This window comes from Waltera sp. (genome assembly GCF_046969025.1).
In the GTDB taxonomy this organism is placed as follows: Bacteria; Bacillota; Clostridia; order Lachnospirales; family Lachnospiraceae; genus Acetatifactor; species Acetatifactor acetigignens.
Genome location: NZ_JBKVQF010000006.1, coordinates 1 through 16,774 on the forward strand (window position 1 = coordinate 1; position 16,774 = coordinate 16,774).

16 protein-coding genes are annotated in these 16,774 nt (G+C 47.5%); 3 read left to right on the forward strand and 13 right to left on the reverse strand.

The window, feature by feature from the left end; all coding sequences use genetic code 11:
• Positions 1-102: 102 nt before the first annotated feature.
• The 6 genes from rlmD to ACLTOH_RS04340 all read right to left on the reverse strand — a co-directional run bounded on the left by rlmD (position 103) and on the right by ACLTOH_RS04340 (position 9,633).
• Complete coding sequence (rlmD, locus tag ACLTOH_RS04315) at positions 103-1,578, reverse strand: 23S rRNA (uracil(1939)-C(5))-methyltransferase RlmD (protein ID WP_412223459.1); 1,476 nt, start codon at positions 1,576-1,578, stop codon at positions 103-105.
• Positions 1,579-1,581: 3 nt separating this feature from the next.
• Positions 1,582-1,881, reverse strand: coding sequence for a DUF4366 domain-containing protein (locus ACLTOH_RS04320; protein WP_117464880.1), 300 nt, complete (start codon positions 1,879-1,881; stop codon positions 1,582-1,584).
• A gap of 154 nt (positions 1,882-2,035) precedes the next feature.
• The gene (locus ACLTOH_RS04325; protein WP_412223460.1) at positions 2,036-4,420 is read right to left on the reverse strand and encodes an ATP-dependent helicase; all 2,385 of its coding nucleotides are present in this window, start codon (positions 4,418-4,420) and stop codon (positions 2,036-2,038) included.
• Positions 4,421-4,423: 3 nt separating this feature from the next.
• Entirely contained in the window at positions 4,424-7,285 is a 2,862-nt protein-coding gene (locus tag ACLTOH_RS04330; protein ID WP_412223461.1) for an EAL domain-containing protein, read from the reverse strand.
• 21 nt (positions 7,286-7,306) lie between these two features.
• Complete coding sequence (locus ACLTOH_RS04335) at positions 7,307-8,068, reverse strand: zinc ribbon domain-containing protein (protein ID WP_022313486.1); 762 nt, start codon at positions 8,066-8,068, stop codon at positions 7,307-7,309.
• Positions 8,069-8,274: 206 nt separating this feature from the next.
• Positions 8,275-9,633: an SPFH domain-containing protein gene (locus ACLTOH_RS04340; protein ID WP_022313487.1), complete on the reverse strand. Its 1,359-nt coding sequence runs from the start codon at positions 9,631-9,633 to the stop codon at positions 8,275-8,277.
• Between the two features lie 192 nt (positions 9,634-9,825).
• Here ACLTOH_RS04340 and ACLTOH_RS04345 point away from each other — a divergent pair, with 192 nt between their 5' ends.
• Entirely contained in the window at positions 9,826-10,323 is a 498-nt protein-coding gene (locus ACLTOH_RS04345; protein ID WP_022313488.1) for a helix-turn-helix transcriptional regulator, read from the forward strand.
• A 31-nt stretch (positions 10,324-10,354) separates the two neighbouring features.
• Here the strand turns inward: ACLTOH_RS04345 and ACLTOH_RS04350 are convergent, their stop codons facing one another.
• From ACLTOH_RS04350 to ACLTOH_RS04365, 4 genes are all read right to left on the reverse strand, one after another.
• Complete coding sequence (locus ACLTOH_RS04350) at positions 10,355-11,368, reverse strand: ABC transporter substrate-binding protein (RefSeq protein ID WP_118537179.1); 1,014 nt, start codon at positions 11,366-11,368, stop codon at positions 10,355-10,357.
• A 66-nt stretch (positions 11,369-11,434) separates the two neighbouring features.
• Positions 11,435-11,854: an HIT family protein gene (locus ACLTOH_RS04355; protein ID WP_118537178.1), complete on the reverse strand. Its 420-nt coding sequence runs from the start codon at positions 11,852-11,854 to the stop codon at positions 11,435-11,437.
• Positions 11,855-11,932: 78 nt separating this feature from the next.
• A complete protein-coding gene (locus tag ACLTOH_RS04360) occupies positions 11,933-12,691 on the reverse strand; it encodes a phosphatase (protein WP_022313491.1) in 759 nt (252 codons plus the stop codon).
• A gap of 29 nt (positions 12,692-12,720) precedes the next feature.
• Positions 12,721-13,359 (reverse strand): DUF1836 domain-containing protein, encoded by a 639-nt coding sequence (locus tag ACLTOH_RS04365; protein WP_022313492.1) that lies wholly within the window; start codon positions 13,357-13,359, stop codon positions 12,721-12,723.
• 327 nt (positions 13,360-13,686) lie between these two features.
• Between ACLTOH_RS04365 and ACLTOH_RS04370 the strand changes: the two genes are divergently transcribed.
• On the forward strand, positions 13,687-13,995 hold the full coding sequence (locus ACLTOH_RS04370; RefSeq protein WP_022313493.1) for a YerC/YecD family TrpR-related protein: 309 nt from the start codon (positions 13,687-13,689) through the stop codon (positions 13,993-13,995).
• Between the two features lie 66 nt (positions 13,996-14,061).
• Here ACLTOH_RS04370 and ACLTOH_RS04375 read toward each other — a convergent pair whose 3' ends face one another.
• Together ACLTOH_RS04375 and ACLTOH_RS04380 are read right to left on the reverse strand one after the other, a co-directional pair.
• Positions 14,062-14,610, reverse strand: a complete 549-nt coding sequence (locus ACLTOH_RS04375; protein WP_118502772.1) for a bactofilin family protein — start codon at positions 14,608-14,610, stop codon at positions 14,062-14,064.
• A 23-nt stretch (positions 14,611-14,633) separates the two neighbouring features.
• Complete coding sequence (locus ACLTOH_RS04380; RefSeq protein WP_227061498.1) at positions 14,634-15,359, reverse strand: peptidoglycan DD-metalloendopeptidase family protein; 726 nt, start codon at positions 15,357-15,359, stop codon at positions 14,634-14,636.
• Positions 15,360-15,621: 262 nt separating this feature from the next.
• Here ACLTOH_RS04380 and ACLTOH_RS04385 point away from each other — a divergent pair, with 262 nt between their 5' ends.
• Positions 15,622-15,822 carry a cold-shock protein gene (locus ACLTOH_RS04385; protein ID WP_022154906.1) on the forward strand — a complete coding sequence of 67 codons (201 nt, stop codon included), beginning with the start codon at positions 15,622-15,624 and terminating at the stop codon, positions 15,820-15,822.
• A 61-nt stretch (positions 15,823-15,883) separates the two neighbouring features.
• Here ACLTOH_RS04385 and hisA read toward each other — a convergent pair whose 3' ends face one another.
• Entirely contained in the window at positions 15,884-16,663 is a 780-nt protein-coding gene (gene hisA, locus ACLTOH_RS04390; protein WP_412223462.1) for a phosphoribosylformimino-5-aminoimidazole carboxamide ribotide isomerase, read from the reverse strand.
• Positions 16,664-16,774 lie beyond the last annotated feature (111 nt).

Genomic DNA, 16,774 nt, shown 5'->3' on the forward strand with positions numbered 1-16,774 from the left:
CACCATGCTTACGGAAATAATGCTTATCCTGTAATTCCTGCGGATGAATCAGCTCCAGCATGACCGACTTTCCGCAGCGGCGGATACCGGTCATAACCTTGATCAGCTCCGTTCCACTTCGGTCCGCGTTGAGCAAAGGTCCACCGGACCTTTAGCGCCCTTGGAAAGTAAGACAACCGTCTCGACATTTGCGGTCCAGGGGAACTGGTCCACGGCCACGGCCTTGTCCACGCGGTAACCGTTCTCCAGAAACACTTCCAGATCTCTCACGAGGCTGGTGGGCTTGCAGGAGATATAAACAATATGCTCCACACCGTAGGCAATGATCTTCGGCAGTGCTTTGGGGTGGATGCCGTCTCTGGGGGGATCTAAGATGATCATATCCGGCTTCTCTTCCACTTCGTCCAGAACCTTCAGTACATCTCCGGCGATGAATTCGCAGTTATCCAGTCCGTTGGCAGCGGCATTTTTCTTTGCTGCCTCTACGGCTTCCTCCACGATTTCCACGCCGATAACCTTTCCGGCCGCCGGTGCCATGAGCTGTGCGATGGTACCGGTGCCGCTGTAAAGGTCGAACACAGTCTTGTCACTGCCGCCCAGGTCGCCCACATAATCTCTTGCCGTCTGGTACAGTACCTCCGCACTGTAAGAGTTGGTCTGGAAAAAGGAGAATGTGGAGATCTTGAATTTCAACCCCAGCAGTTCCTCATAAAAATACTCCTGTCCGTATAACAGCTCCGTACGATCACTCTGCACCACATCTGCAATGGAATCATTGGTAATATGTAAGATTCCTGCGAATTTTCCGGCTAGCTTCCTATACTGTTCCAGGGAAAGCAGCAGATCCTTAAATCCTGTGATCAGCGCATCCACATCCAAGCTTCCTTCCACCGCCGTCTCTCCCTGCCAGGGATCCTGGGAGGTCGTCACCAGTGCCACCAGAATCTCTCCGGTGCGGGATGCCTTACGTACCAGCAGGTGACGTAAGTACCCCTCATGGCTCATTCTGTGGAAAAAGCTTACCTTCGCCCGGGCAAAGTAATCTCTCACTGTCTGTAAGATCAGGCGGTAATCCGCATCCACGATCTCACAGTCCGCTACGGTCACTATATCGTAGAAGCTGCCTCTCTTATGCATGCCCAGCGCCAGCGGTCCGTCCTTGTACTCGTCTCCGAAGGAAAATTCCATCTTATTACGGTATTCATAAGCCTTCGGGCTGCCCTTGATGCCCTCAAAAGCCCAGGCTTCCTCCTGCTTGTTTAACACACTGTCCAGCAGGCGTTTTACCTGTTCCTCCTTGACTTTCAGCTGTTCTTCGTAAGGAAGAGACAGATAGGTACATCCGCCGCACAACCCAAAAAGGGAACACGTCCGGCCGGTTTCCAGAGGTGACTTTTCCGTCACCTCCAAAAGCCTTCCTTCCGCCTTCCCTTTGCGCACTTTATTCACCGAGAACTTGACTTTCTGTCCGGGCAGGCTGTTCTTGACTACAGCAGTCTCATCTCCCACACAGACGATCCCTTTGTTGGGAAAATCGACCCTTACAACAGATCCTTCATATACCTGTCCTTTTTTCATGGGTTAGTTCTCTCCTTCATCCTCGAAGAAGTCGTCATCATCCTCTTCCACGTCATCTGCTTCATCTTCGAAGTCATCCTCGAAGTCTTCCAGATAATCCTGTGCAAAGAAGAAACGGTATACAGCATAAGCCACTGCTGCAACAGCTGCTACGGCGCCAATGATCGCCAGTACCCATACCAGGACATTGCGTTCCTTCTTCTCTTCTACTTCCTTGCCCAACAGCTTGTTAAGCTTCTTCAGTTCGCTGACTTTCAGCTCATTTAATTTGTCAAGATCTACCAGATTTTCAATTCTGTTCATATTATTTACCTGCCTTTCCTGCATCTATTCGTATTTATGGATGCAAAGCATTTTGTTTTCATTCCTTTATATGATACCATATTTTCATCAAAAATACTATAGAAAAACCATATTTGAGGAAATACATTTCTTATTCTTATATTCTTATAATTTCTTACAACTGCTTTAGTTTTGCAAAAGACGCATACATAATCTTCTGCCCTGCCTGGTCGAATTCCACGGTCACCTTATAGTCTCTGGGTTCTCTCACGATATTTAGTACCGTGCCCTCGCCGTATTTGATATGGCGCACTCTGTCACCTACCTCGTAGTCCAGTTTCTCCGGTGCCTTGAACTCCGTGCCCTTCTGCAGTCCGGCCAGCTGGTTCAGTCCGCTGATGCCCTTGGAAATATAAGGTTTATCCGCCTTTGCCGTAACACGGGGTTTTAAGGTCGCCTTGGGTCTTGGATCAAAGCCGGTATTACCGAAGCCGCCAAAACCACTATCCGAGCCGGATCCAGACCGGGGAGATGCAATCGCCTCCAGTCCCATGGCACGAAGAGCTGCTTCATTGGCTCTTCTCGCCTGAAAATCTTCCAGATCATCGTCCCGGTATCTTCTGCTGGGCGGCAGGGTATTATCCAATAATTCCTTCGGAATCTCCCTCACAAAACGGCTCACCGGATTGTACTGGGTCTCCCCACGCAGCATTCTGCTCTTTGCACATGTCAGCGTCAGATCCTCCTTGGCTCTGGTGATTCCCACATAAGCCAGTCTTCTCTCTTCCTCGATCTCCAACGGGTCATCGGAAGCAATGGTCATAAAGTTGGGGAATAATCCATCTTCCATGCCGGCGAGATACACCACCGGGAATTCCAGGCCTTTGGCACTGTGCAGCGTCATGAGCAGCACCCGGTTGTCACCGTTCTCCACATTGTCAATGTCTGCCACCAGCATGATTTCTTCCAGAAATTCCGACAGAGAAGGCTCGTCGTGAGTCTCCTCATATGCGGCCGCCTTGGTGATCAATTCATCTACGTTCCCCAGACGATCCTCAGCGGATTCCTCATCCTGATCCCGCAGATATTCTGCATAATCGATCCGTTCCAGCAGAGATTTGATCAGATCCGGCAATGTATACGAAGACAATCCGCTGCGAAGTACCTCGATCAGATTCACAAATCCACGGATCTTGGTCTCCGCTCTTCCCAGTCCCTTGATCTGATCTGCTTCACACAATGCATCAAATAAAGTAATATCCTTCATCTGTGCATAGTCTGCTACCTTTTCCAAGGATGCCGCACCGATGCTTCTTTTCGGCACATTAATAATTCTGCGCAGAGCCACTTCATCCCTGCCGTTATCAATAGTTTTCAGATATGCCAGAATATCGCGGATCTCCTGTCTGGCATAGAAGTTCACTCCACCTACCACATGATAAGGAATGCCCTCCACTACCATACGTTCTTCCAGAAGTCGCGACTGGGCATTGGTACGGTACAGCACCGCACAGTCCGCATAGGCAATGCCGTCATTTTTCACCTTGTCGGCAATATCGTCCGCAATGTATTCCGCCTCTTCATAGGCATTGTCAAACTGCCTGAAATGTACCCGGCTGCCTGCTCCTTTTTCCGTCCAGAGGGCTTTTTCCTTACGGCCTCTGTTGTTACGGATCACCGCGTTGGCCGCATCCAGGATGTTCTGGGTGGATCGGTAGTTCTGTTCCAGCTTAATCACCTTTGCATCGGGATATACCTTCTCGTAGTCCAGAATATTACGGATATTGGCACCGCGGAATTTGTAGATGGACTGGTCATCATCACCTACCACACACAGATTGCGATAACCGTCCGCCAACAGACGGATCAGTTCGAACTGCGCTGTATTGGTATCCTGGTACTCATCCACCATGATATATTTGAAACGTTCCTGATAATTATAAAGTACTTCCGGGCAGCTTTTGAACAGTTCCACAGTCTTTACAATAATATCATCAAAATCCAGTGCATTACTCTTTTTCAAGGTCTCCTGATACTCTCTGTAGACCTTGGCGATCACGGATTTCTTGTAATCTCCCACGGATTTTACTTCAAATTCCCGCACATCCACCAGCTCGTCCTTGGCGGAGGAAATTTCCGATAACAGCGTCCGCTCTTTGTACATCTTCGTGTCGATGTTCAGGCGCTTGCAGACCTGCTTTATCACAGATTTCTGGTCATCCGTATCATAAATGGTAAAATTCGTATCATAGCCCAACCGGTCAATATGTCTTCTGAGGATCCTCATGCAAGTGGCATGGAATGTCGCTACCCATACCTGATCCGCACCGAAACCTGCGATCTGATCCACACGCTCCCGCATCTCCTGGGCTGCTTTGTTGGTAAAAGTGATGGCCAGAATGTTCCATGGATTTACTCCCATCTCATCGATCAGATAAGCCACTCTGTGGGTCAGGACACGGGTCTTGCCGCTTCCTGCGCCCGCCAACAGAAGGAGCGGTCCTTCCGTATGAAGCACCGCTTCTTTTTGTTCTTTATTTAAGGTATCATAAATACTCATGAATTACGCATTATCCCTTTCATTAAATTCCTGCAAAAACTTTCGGAAATCATCGATTGGCATAGGCTTTGCATAAAAATAGCCCTGTACGATGTCACAGTCCGCCAGACGCAGCATGTCTAACTGTTCCTTCGTCTCCACCCCCTCTGCCAATACCTTGAAGCCGAGATGCTTCAACATTTTAGTCAGATATTTGATAATTGTCAATGCCGTTTCTTCCCGTTCGCTGTTCATGGTGTCATCCAGGAACTGCTTGTCCAGCTTCACCGTATCCACCGCTACCTTGGACAACAGATTCAGGGATGAATAACCGCTGCCGAAATCATCTACTGAAATCTCTACCCCTTTATCCCGGAGAGTCTCCAGATTGTTGGTCAGTTTATTTAGATCCGACATGAAAACAGATTCCGTCACTTCCACTTCCAAAAGTTCACTGGGTACTTTGTAGTCTTTCAGGCGTTTTAAAATATTCGGTACGAAGTCTGTATATTCATTATGCCTTCTGGAAAAATTCACCGAGATCGGCACCACTTCTTCTCTCTGCGCCAAAGCATCCTGCAAATATTCCAGTACCTGATCCAGAATGGCAAAATCCACCTTGGTCACAAATCCGTTTCTCTCAAAGACATCAATAAATCTCCCCGGCATTACCATAGAACCGTCAGCCCGGATCCATCTGACCAGTGCTTCAGCACCCACTACTTTTCCGGTGTGCAAAGAAACTTTCGGCTGCAGATAAGCCCGAAATTCCTTATTATTATATGCAGCTACCATACCAGATACGATCTCTCTGGTATTCTCCAGATTCTTACGGATCTTCTCTGTATAGATTTCCACCGCACTGTCTACCTTCTGGATCTTGCACTGTTTTCTGGCCTCATTGGCATTATCCATCATGGAAGACACCGACCAGTCATTCTCCAGGATTTCATACATTCCCGTGGCAATGACCAGATTGCACTGGTCGTAGCGGCTGTTGGTCTTCTGCACAAAAGTATTGGTGAATTCCAGATATTTGTCTCTGGCCTTCTCCACCGTATCTTCCTTCAGCACTCCCACGAAATGATCCGAAGTTACACGACAGAACAGTACGCCGTTCTGGCACTTTTCCTGCAAGGCTATCGCAAAATCATGCAGGATCCTATCTCCCACTTCATAACCGTACATTTCGTTCACATACTGGAAATTTGAAAAATCAGATGACACAAAAAACAATCCTGATTTCCCATGGGCAGCCATATAGGCCTCCAGCTTATCCACAAACTTGTTATATATCGGCAGTCCGGTCAGAGCATCATAATTCAGTTTCCGGTTCAGCTCACGCTGATCTTTCTCCGCATTCTTCAGCGTGCGCAGTCGGTTAAAAATCTGGTGAGAAATTCTGCACAGTGCATTTTTCTCCTCCTGCCAGCTTCTGTCTGTGTGGCGATTTGAGAAAATAACGCTGGCCTTTAATCCCTTAGCGGCCGTGGACATTACAATCATCACGGACTCCGCCTCTTCCTTGTAGACATCCGGAGTCTCTGACTGACGGTAGATCACAGCACCGGATTCATCGGCCTTTTTCCGGATCCTGTCCCATTCGAACACGCCGGGATTCAGGATTCTTCTGGCAAAATCTTTCTTCTCTTCACGATTCCATTGATAACGGATTGTTGGTCCAGCCTCGTTGACTTCCATACAGATCATGTCATCAATTCCAAAAAAGCTACAGGTCCGCTCACAGATCACCTTTAGTGCACTGGTCAGATTCGGCACATTTTCCAACAGATCCATGCAAAATAATACCAAATCTTCCGCACTCTCAAACTGTGCCTCTTTATGGGCAATCTCGTCCTCCTTGTTCTCTTCACTGTCCAGATAACTCTTGCCGGGCAATGCCACACCTTCCTTGACATCCAGCAGGTAATAAGCACCCTTTCCTTTGCTCTTTACCTGATACAGGGCTGCATCTGCCCACTGGAACAACAGATTGTAATCCGTCACCGTGCCGTCTGTCACCGCCGCGCCCAGGCTACAGGAAATGTGCAGCCCTGTCTTGTCATCATCATAACGGTCAGACATGCAGCGGTTCAGCTGTTTTAATTTCTCCTCCAGGTGTTCTCTGTCCATGTCCTCCACATAGAAGACAAATTCATCCCCACCGATCCGGCCTTTTAACGCCTCGGGGAAAATATTACTGAGTTCATCCGCAAAGGAACACAATACCGCATCCCCAAACAGATGGCCGTTGGTGTCGTTAATCTTCTTAAAGCTGTCCACATCCTGTACGACCAGATACCCAGTCTGCCCGCGTTTCAGGCTCTGTAGCCTGGCACCGATCTGTTGTTTGATGGTAGAATTGTTCAGCAATCCGGTCAGGGAATCTTTCTGAGATTTTTCCCGCAGTTCCCACTCTTTTTTCTTCTGGTCATCAATGTCACAGACCTTTCCCAGAACCCGCTCCGGTTCTCCCTTTTCATCATAAAAAGTCTGTCCGATGACCTTCACCCACCTGGGTTTCCCCTCTGCATCAGTCTTGCAGAGTTCGATATAAATATCCGGCTTGCCACTGCGCAGTGCTTCTGCCAGCTGTTGTTCTACCGTTTCTGTCCGGTTCCCGGCTTCTTTGAGCAGCTGATCTGTATACCCCTCCGTGATCTGCCGGGAATACAGAATTCCCTCTCCCGGACCGGCATAATACATCTTGTCATTTACAATATCATATTCGAAAATCAGATCTCCGGACATACGGATCACAGCCATCAGCTTTTCCCGCTCCCGATGCAGTTCTCTGGTGGTCTCATCCAGCTGTCTGTCCACATCCCCTGTCTGTTTTTCCTGCAATGCAACCTCTTTTTTCAATCCCATACATTTTTCTTCCATGCAGACCCTCTTTTGCTTTCTCTATACCTCTTCCACCCGGCTGAAATTCCAGACACGGAGATTGTATTCCACGATCGGCGTGTCACAGTAAATACATTTCTTGGCTCCCAGTCCCGGAAGCGGTGCTCCACAGTTCGGACAGTTCAGTCCCAGACCGGCATCCTCCTGATTCTCGATCATATCCTGATCCTGGATATAGACCAGTTCCACGTTATACTTGGCCTGTTCTTTATGCTCTTCACTGCCTCTTATTACTTTTCCGTTCTCTTTTAATGCATGAAAATACTCCACTGCCGTCTGCAGGACAATACTCTGTCTTCCCCTCTGCTTCCGGTACTGGTGGATCTCCGTTCTGTGAATATGGATATTTTCAAAGCTCTCCTTCTGGGACTGGTTCTGTAGCATTTCCAGCCGCAGTCTGAGCTGTTCTTTCAATTCTCTGGTTCCCTCCGACAACAGGGCCGGATTCTGTTTCGTAATACTCTGCAGATAGGAGGTCAGCACATTCTCCGCTCTGCTCTTCATCTCATCATAATGAAATTCCGGGAAATCCCGCATAATGGACGGCATGTACAGGTTGGTTGCGGAAGAGACCGACTTCGGTGTCATTTCCACTTCCTTTTCTCTCTGTTTCATTCCCTCGATCATGGAGTCCGTTCCGAATAACATCCGGGAGGTATCCCGCAGTTTTTTCCTGATGTTGCAATAGGCATAATAAATGATTCCTGCAAGCACCAGAAGTAATACCAATATGACGATAATTGCAATCAGATTTCCGCTCATTTATGTTTCTCTCTGTTTTTCATTCTGTTGTAATGTTTGTATAGCATAAGTTTCAGGAACGCAGGTGCCAAAGTTGCACCACATATCTGAACTGTTAACAGTTCAGCGCGCCATTCGCAAAGCCGCACTGTTACAGCAAAGTACAGCAGACGCCAAAAGGCATCCGCTGTACTGCTGTTTTGTAGAAATATTCTGCTAAGTATGTATTATACTCTGTCGTTCTCGTCAAAGGGATCACCGCACTCCGGGCAGAACTTGGGAGGATGTGCAGGATCTTCCGGCTCCCAGCCACACTTGTCGCATTTATAGATCGGTGCGCCGTCTGGCTTCTTTGCTCCGCATTCGGAACAGAACTTGCCCTGGTTTACTGCACCACAGCTGCAGGTCCAACCTGCATCGGAGGGCTTGGGTGCGCCACACTCTGAACAGAATTTGCCCCGGTTATCCGCAGCACCGCAACTACAGGTCCAGCCTAGTACCGGTGCCTGCATCTTAGGAGCCTGCCCCTGCACAGGTGCTGCCTGTGCCTGCTGCATACCCATACCATTCTGCTGTGCATCCATCTGGTACAGTTGGCCGGCATTAATACCACCTACCATATTCGCCATGTTCATACCGGCAAATGCCATCATAGGTCCTGTAGAAGTATTAGATGCTGCCATCTTCATAGCTTCGGCCTGTGCAGCAGTCATGGTAGCTGCAGCCATTCCGGTATTGCGCAGTACTGCGGTTCTCTGCAGATCAGCAATAGTCTTCGCATCCTCATCGGGAATCTTTGCAGAGTTGATATTGATAGTAACGATCTCGATACCGCGAAGCTTGGTCCACAGATCGGAAAGTTCATCTTTTAAAGCCTCCGTCAGTTCCTCAGTGTGTGCGGGAATCTCACTGGGACGGACGCCTTTTGCGGAGATCTTGGCCAGTGCGGGCTGCAATGCAGTCAACAGTTCTGCCTTCATCTTCGCTACCAGTTCACTTCTGGTGTAGGACTCTGTTACGTTACCACATACATTCTTGTAGAATAACAGAGGATCTACCAGATGGAAGGAATATTCACCGTTACAACGTAAAGAAGTATCCAGATCCAGTCCGATATTCTGATCGATCACACGGAAAGGAATGGGGCTTGCAGTACCAAAGAGATTGTTCATGATCTCCTTAATATTAAAAAAGTAGATTCTCTGATCCTTTGCCGCATTACCTCCGAAGGTAAAACGCTTCCCGATATTGGAAAATGTATTCTTAACGCTCTCACCAAGATTTCCGTAGAACAGGCTGGGCTCGGTGGAAGAATCATATACGAATTCACCTGCATCGGCACAGAACTCTACAATTCCGCCCTGATCCACGATGATCATACACTGTCCTTCGTTGACTGCCACGATAGAACCGTTGGAGATAATGTTCTCCACACCCTTGGTGTTACTGTTACGTCCATTGGTTACACGCTGCTGTCCTTTTACTACCAGCACATCATTGGAAAGGGAATCACAATAGAAATACTCTCTCCACTGGTCAGCCATCATGCTGCTGACTGCATCTTTCGCTGCTCTGATTAAACCCATTACCGCACCTCCGTTTTTATATGAAAAATCTGTTCTTTTTCACATCTCTTATATTTTAGCAAATTTTACACATTCCCTCAACTGCTTTTCGTAAAATATCGTCATTTTTCCTTTACAATGTGCCGTTTTTCTACTAAACTGTGATACTAGAGATGTTTGATTAAACTATAATATAAAAGGGTTGAAAGAAAAATGGGTAAAAAAGCTACAAAAGCCGCTGATAATATGTACTATCTCGCACGTTGCGAAGCCGCTGAGACGAATGCGGACTTCAGCAGCCGGGAAAAAGCCGCCGAACTGGTGGACATCGACCGTACCAGACTGGCCAGGATCGAACTGGACACCATTGTTCCCTATCCCGAGGAAGTCAAGGCCATGGCCAAGGCCTACAATACACCGGAGCTTTGCAATTCCTTCTGTGCCAGGGAATGTCCTCTGGGCCGCAGCAGTGTATCGGAAGTCGACATTGTGGACTTTGACCGGCTGGCATTGAAGGTACTGGGTTCCTTAAAAGATATCGACACCCTGCGGGCTTCCCTGATTGCCATCTCCGAGGACGGCATCATCTCCGAAGATGAGCGCCCGGCCTTCCAGGATATTCTGGATTCCCTGGAGAAGATCAGTACCAATGCCAAAGCTTTGAAATTATGGGCCATCAAAAATATACACATCAAGGAGGAGGACGTCTGATCCTCCCCCTTTTTATCCTATTTTATTCTGCTTATCTTGCCGTTGCTTTCTCTGCGAATTCCGTAGTTACCAGTGCCTCGTAAGGTACTCTCTCTTTCAGTACATCCGAGTCCTCCAGAATATTCTGCAACAGGTCAAAGGCATCTTTATGGAAGATCAGATCCTCTTTCCAGGTATCCTGTTCCTGATATCTGGCAACAATAGCTGTCAATGTGTCACTTTCGGTCTCGGCAAACTGGGGTGCAATACACTTGGCAATTTCCTCCGCACTATGCTCCTGTACATAATCCATACCCTTTTGCAGAGCATCGGTAAATGCCTGGATAATCTCCGGATTCTTTTCCAGGTAACTCTTCTTTGCTGAAAAAGAGGTATAAGGAACATAACCGGACTCCTCCCCCAGAGAGGCCACCACATAACCGTCACCCTTTTGTTCCAACAATGTGGCATGAGGCTCGAACTCAATGGTAAAATCTCCCTGTCCACCGGAAAAAGCTGCTGCCGTGGATCCGAAGTCAATGCTCTGGTCAATGGACAGATCCATGTCCGGATCAATATTGTTCTTCGTCAGGATATATTCAAACACCATCTCCGGCATTCCACCGGCTCTGCCACCCAGAACCTTGGACCCCTTCAGCATATCCCAGGAAAAATCATCGATGGGTTCTCTGGCCACCAGGAAATTTCCCGCCCGCTGGGTCAGTTGGGCAAAGTTCACCACATAGTCTTCCGTTCCTCCGGCATAAGTGTATATGGTGCTCTCGCTGCCCATAAAGCCGATGTCTGCCTCCCCGGTCAATACCGCCGTCATGGTCTTATCCGCACCGAATCCCGTCACCAGTTCCAGATCGATCCCGGCATCCTCAAAGTATCCTTCTTCGATAGCCACATACATCGGTGCATAAAAAAGAGAGTGGGCTACCTCATTGAGCACCACTCTGGTCTTCTTTGGTCCGTTCGTCTGCTGTGTGCTGCCGCAGCCCGTAATCGTAGCTGCTGCAAGCACTACAAACAATACTGCTACCGTTACTTTCCTTCTTTTCATAATCGTTCATCCTCCCTGAAATTACATATTTATTCTATGTAACCTCAGGGAAAACGTTCCGGGTAATTACAGATTTTCCTTGATCTTGTCGATCATCTCCTGGTACTCCACATCAGTCAGAAGGGTCTTGCCGGGGTTCATCTCAAAGGTTCCGCCCCACTCGAAACCGTCCTTGTACTTCGGGCACAGATGCATGTGCAGATGACAGCCGGTGTCACCGTAAGCGCCGTAGTTTAATTTATCGGGATGGAATGCTGCATGAATAGCTTTGGCTGCATGAGCCACATCCTCGAAGAATAATCTTCTCTCTTCCTCGCTGATGTCCACGACCTCGCTGACATGGTCCTTATATGCCACGATACATCTGCCGGGATGGCTCTGCTCCTTGAACAGGATCAGGCTGCTTACCTTCAGATCACAGATAAAAATACCGAACTTGTCTAACAGTTCTCCTCTCATACAATATCCACAATTTGCGTCTTTCATTTGTTCTCCTATCTGCCCTCTTACGGGGCCTGCCGTCTGTGGCTTAAATTCTTGTCCGGTCTTGCCGGCCAGGATCAGCTATAATGTTATGTTGATCAGCTTACGGATGTTCTCCGGATCATAGTTCAACACCAGTTCCTTCGGAAATTCCAGTTCCCGCATCAGCTGCTCTGCATCATCAAATGCTCCGATGGCAAAGCACATATGGCTGTCCGTTCCCATTATAACAGGCTGATCATACTTCATGCAAGTCTTTAACAGCTCTGTAATATTTTCTCTGCCTCCTTGTCTGGCCGACTGGGGATTCAGGGATGAATTGTTCACTTCCAACACCGCCTGTGCCTGTCTGGCCTCTCGCACCAGTTCGTCATAATCCAACGGAAATCTGCCGTCATCGGGATGCCCAAGTATTTTCACATAAGGATTCTGAAAAGCTCTGACAGATGCCAGTGTATTCTCCTTGCGGCTTCCCGCAGTAAAGGCAAAGGGATGAATGCTGGCAAGGGCATAATCCATTTTCTGCAGATAGCGCTCTTCCAGATCCAGTTCACCGTTTGTACTGCAGATATTTGCTTCTACGCCGCATAGCAGGCGCAGACTTCCATCTGGCTTCGGTATTACCCGGCCGGTGTTCTCTTCTCTGTCATATATTCTGGGAATCACTTTATAATTACTGAAAAAGAAATTATGCGGGCCTCCCGGGGAAGTCGGTCCGTGCTCACTCATTCCCAGGTACTGTAAGCCCATTGCCAATGCAGCATCTATATTCTCCAACAAGGTACTATACGCATGCCCTGCTGCCAGAGTATGCGTATGAAGATCCATGATTGCTTTCATTCTATTGTCCTTTTACTTTCCAAAACGGTCTAATTCTTTTTCTTATGAGCTTCCTTCTCCGGTTCCTGTGCTTTCATCGTATCTGCCAGATCCGCTACCAGCTGTTCCACAATCATCTTCTTCATATAGACATCAAAGCTCAACAGGCAGATCAGGGCAAATTTCTGTAAAAACTCCTGCTCTTCTCCGGTCACTTCGGTAAAGGAATCCTCTGCTCTGCGGAATTTCTCCACAACATCCTTTTTCAGATCCTCCAGCTGTTCCTTCTCCAACACCACCACTTCCTTGTAGACGCTCTCCAGGTCAAAGACCTGTCCGTTCTGAAAATAGCGGTCAGTAAGGGGCTTAAGCAGCGTCTGGATCTCATTCATGGGAATGATCCCTTTATAATAGTAGATAAAAATAAGAAGCAGCACATGCTCTTTGGAATATTTCTTCTTCACCGGCGGCGGCAGCAGATCATTCTTCGCATAATTGTTGATCATGGTCTTGGTCAGGATGCGGTCTTCGGTCTGGGGCCGCACTGCGGAACGCAGCTTACGATCCATAAAGGTCAGTACCTGATCCATATACAGATCAATATTCGGAATATCTTCCGACTTGATATATTCTACTTTCTCCAGACTCTGTAAGATCATCTGAAGTAATTCTTCTGTTGTTGCTGCCATAATGTTCCTGCTGTCCTTTCCGTGAGGTAGTTTCCAAAAATATTGACTCGAGAACCCGTGCTTCGCACTCTGCTGTCTGCTTCGCAGACGGTTCTCTCGTTAATGCATGCAAGAAAACAAATGCTCGCTCTGCGAGCGCTTGTTTTCTTTTGCATTCATTATATAGTATTCAAAACTACATGTCAACAGTTGCACATTTCCTCTGTTCTCTGAATTTATGAAGATTTTATAACTATTTTGTTTCACTCCTTTACTTTACAACTTTAGTATGTTAAAATACTAATAGTTGCGTTGTATTGATTACAACTATGGAAAGGTGTGTCGCTAATGAATAAAAAAATCAAAACGGACGCTGTAGATTCCCTTTTTGATGCGGTGTTGTGTCTGCAGTCCCGTGAGGAATGCTACAGTTTCTTCGAAGATCTGTGTACTGTCAACGAACTGTTGTCTCTGTCCCAACGGTTCGAAGTGGCTGCCATGCTGAAGGACGGCAAGACATATCTGGAGATTGCCGAGAAGACCGGAGCTTCCACCGCCACCATCAGCCGCGTAAACCGTTCTCTGAATTACGGCAACGACGGTTACGAGCTGGTCTTTGGACGTATGGAGAAAAAGGAAACGGAACAGAATTCTTAACTTAATGAATAAAAACAGGAGCACTCAAAAACGGCGCTCCTGTTTTTATTTTATCTTTTATTCTTCTTATGCTTCGCTTGTATTGGCTGCTGTTGTTTCCGCAGCTGGAGTTTCTGTCTTCTCCACCGTCTCTGCTGTCTGTGAAGTCTTCTGATTTTCTCTCTTTTCTTCCTCTTCCACTTCCTTCAGAGCTTCTGCGATGGCTGCCTTGGCACTCTTGCGTCCTGCCCGGACCGCTTTGGCCGTTCTGGCTTTACCTTTTCTGTCAGGAACTGTCTGGTTCATATCGATTTTTCCCTGGAATACGGCATGTTCATCAATAACGATCACCTTTGTGGCAATGTCCCCCAGCACTTTGGCCGAAGCTGTCAGTTCCGCTTTCTCCGGTGCAGTGATATTTCCGGTCACTTCCCCGCCGATCAGAACAGATGCAGCCTGTACATCTCCTGTGACTATGCTTCCGGCTCCCAGGATCAGGTTGCCTGTCACCGTCACGTTACCACCAATCTTACCGTCAATTCTTGCGGAACCGTCCAATGTAAAATCTCCGGTCAACTCCGCTCCGGCACCGATCAGTGTGCTCATTTTTGTATCTGCATTCTTTTTTCCTAACATGTATCTTCCAAACCTTTCTGCAATCAACCACTGATTGCCAGCATATCCATAGGATTAATATAGCTTCCGTCTTTCTGCATCTGGTATCCCAGATCCGCGTTATCTTCGCCGATGACAAACAAGGTAGTTCCCTGTACTACGGAATCCCCCACATTCACTGTGGTATCTCCTTTATTCCGATAGATGGTGACATAACCGTTGCCATGATCCACCCACACGCTGTGTCCGTAGATCTCGTCATCATTTATGGCAATGACCGTACCGCTGGCCGCCGCCACAACCGTAGTTCCCACCGATGCATGGAATATGCACATGGGATCGCCCTCACTTACTTCCTCCATGGATGCAGAACCCGTCAGAGGGAATTCCGTAGGAAGGCTCTGCTTTTCCAGAGTTGCTGATAATTCGCTCTCACTCTGTACCTTCTGGCTTACGGTGTCGCTTAAGATCTGTATCTCTTCCGCCTGTTCCGTCACCTGCTCTTCCAGCTTACTGTTCTGCTCGCTCAGTGTCTTGTTCTCTTCCTCCAGTGCCATAACCTGTTCATGGCTCCGTCTACTGGCGTTCTCCCAGAGCTGTCCCTCGTAGACAAAATAGCCGATCACTCCGCCGACCAATACACACAACAGAAGTACCACGACTTCCACGATCCATGCACGTACACGGAACTGCTTTACATTGGCATCTGCTGCGTCTGACGTAAGAATCAGCACATGGTTCAATCTTCGCTTATGTTTACGTCTTTTCATAGAGTCACCTCCGCTAAATATCAACCCATTTTACCACAGGAAAGCTCTTACAGCAATCATTTCTTAACATTTTTGTAATATTTTCCCAAGATTTTCTTCATTTATTCGTATTTAAAAGGGAATTGCCTATAAATTTTTGTGCAATTTTACAGAATCGTCTATTTACTTTTACTACCTGCTGTGCTATGATGCACTTGCTGAGACAATGTTGTATACATTGCAAAAAGTAAATGACAGCAAAGAATTTGTGGAGGTATCTATTATGAACAAAGGTACAGTTAAGTGGTTCAACAATCAGAAGGGTTATGGTTTCATCTCCGATGAATCCGGCAAGGATGTATTCGTACACTACAGCGGTCTGAACATGGACGGTTACAAGACCCTGGAAGAGGGCGCAGCCGTTTCTTTTGATATCGTAGATGGAGAAAAGGGACCTCAGGCTGTTAACGTAACCAAACTTTAATCATAAACGAAAAATAGAAAGATCCGCAGGCGCTATCACATGATAGTTCCTGCGGATCTTTCTATTTTTCTCTGCACACTGTCAGTACATCTTCCCATTTCATGCTGCCGCCGAAGAGATCCAGTGCACTCCCGATGGTCACATTCATCCGGTTCTGCCCCAGTTTTTTTAACAAATACAGATCTTCCATGGAGTGAACACCACCCGCATAGGTGATTGGATTTCCGGTATAATTTCCAATAAACTTTACCAGTTCCTGTTCAATTCCCCGGGCCTTGCCTTCCACATCCACGGCATGGATCAGGAATTCATCACAATAGACAGATAATTTTTTAAGTAGTGCCTCATCCACTGCTTCTTCTGTCAGCTTCTGCCAGCGGTCAGTCACTACCAGATACTGCTCTCCCGCACGCTTGCAGCTTACATCCAGCACAAGGTGCTCTTTTCCGATGGACTGGACCAGTTTGTCCAGTCTGTCATAGTCGATCCGTCCCTCCCTGAACACATAGGACGTCACGATCACATGGGAGGCCCCTGCTGCCAGATACTCTGCCGCATTCTCCGCCGTGATGCCTCCTCCGACCTGCAATCCTCCCGGATATACACGCAGGGCCGACAATGCCTGTTCCTTCGTTGCCTCATAATAAGGGCTGTCCGAGGCATTCAATAAAATAATATGTCCGCCTTTTAAACTGTTTTTCTGATACAGTTTTGCATAAAAGGCAGCGTCCTGTTCTGAGACAAAGTTCTCCTGCGCCCGATCACCGAGATCTTTTAAGCTCCCACCGACAATCTGTTTTACTTTTCCGTTATGAATATCAATACAGGGGCGAAATTCCATCTTTTTCCTCGTTTTCTTCCAAATGATTTTTATTTTTTTGAATTATTTTCTAAAATCCGCACATACTACCCTCAAGCCGACCACCTTTGGTTCGGACTGAATATCCCTGAC

Bases quoted from the DNA above. Each gene is read 5' to 3' on its own strand.
- rlmD (WP_412223459.1), bottom strand. From the start codon at position 1,578: ATGAAAAAAGGACAGGTATATGAAGGATCTGTTGTAAGGGTCGATTTT.
- ACLTOH_RS04320 (WP_117464880.1), bottom strand. From the start codon at position 1,881: ATGAACAGAATTGAAAATCTGGTAGATCTTGACAAATTAAATGAGCTG.
- ACLTOH_RS04325 (WP_412223460.1), bottom strand. From the start codon at position 4,420: ATGAGTATTTATGATACCTTAAATAAAGAACAAAAAGAAGCGGTGCTT.
- ACLTOH_RS04330 (WP_412223461.1), bottom strand. From the start codon at position 7,285: ATGGAAGAAAAATGTATGGGATTGAAAAAAGAGGTTGCATTGCAGGAA.
- ACLTOH_RS04335 (WP_022313486.1), bottom strand. From the start codon at position 8,068: ATGAGCGGAAATCTGATTGCAATTATCGTCATATTGGTATTACTTCTG.
- ACLTOH_RS04340 (WP_022313487.1), bottom strand. From the start codon at position 9,633: ATGGGTTTAATCAGAGCAGCGAAAGATGCAGTCAGCAGCATGATGGCT.
- ACLTOH_RS04345 (WP_022313488.1), top strand. From the start codon at position 9,826: ATGGGTAAAAAAGCTACAAAAGCCGCTGATAATATGTACTATCTCGCA.
- ACLTOH_RS04350 (WP_118537179.1), bottom strand. From the start codon at position 11,368: ATGAAAAGAAGGAAAGTAACGGTAGCAGTATTGTTTGTAGTGCTTGCA.
- ACLTOH_RS04355 (WP_118537178.1), bottom strand. From the start codon at position 11,854: ATGAAAGACGCAAATTGTGGATATTGTATGAGAGGAGAACTGTTAGAC.
- ACLTOH_RS04360 (WP_022313491.1), bottom strand. From the start codon at position 12,691: ATGAAAGCAATCATGGATCTTCATACGCATACTCTGGCAGCAGGGCAT.
- ACLTOH_RS04365 (WP_022313492.1), bottom strand. From the start codon at position 13,359: ATGGCAGCAACAACAGAAGAATTACTTCAGATGATCTTACAGAGTCTG.
- ACLTOH_RS04370 (WP_022313493.1), top strand. From the start codon at position 13,687: ATGAATAAAAAAATCAAAACGGACGCTGTAGATTCCCTTTTTGATGCG.
- ACLTOH_RS04375 (WP_118502772.1), bottom strand. From the start codon at position 14,610: ATGTTAGGAAAAAAGAATGCAGATACAAAAATGAGCACACTGATCGGT.
- ACLTOH_RS04380 (WP_227061498.1), bottom strand. From the start codon at position 15,359: ATGAAAAGACGTAAACATAAGCGAAGATTGAACCATGTGCTGATTCTT.
- ACLTOH_RS04385 (WP_022154906.1), top strand. From the start codon at position 15,622: ATGAACAAAGGTACAGTTAAGTGGTTCAACAATCAGAAGGGTTATGGT.
- hisA (WP_412223462.1), bottom strand. From the start codon at position 16,663: ATGGAATTTCGCCCCTGTATTGATATTCATAACGGAAAAGTAAAACAG.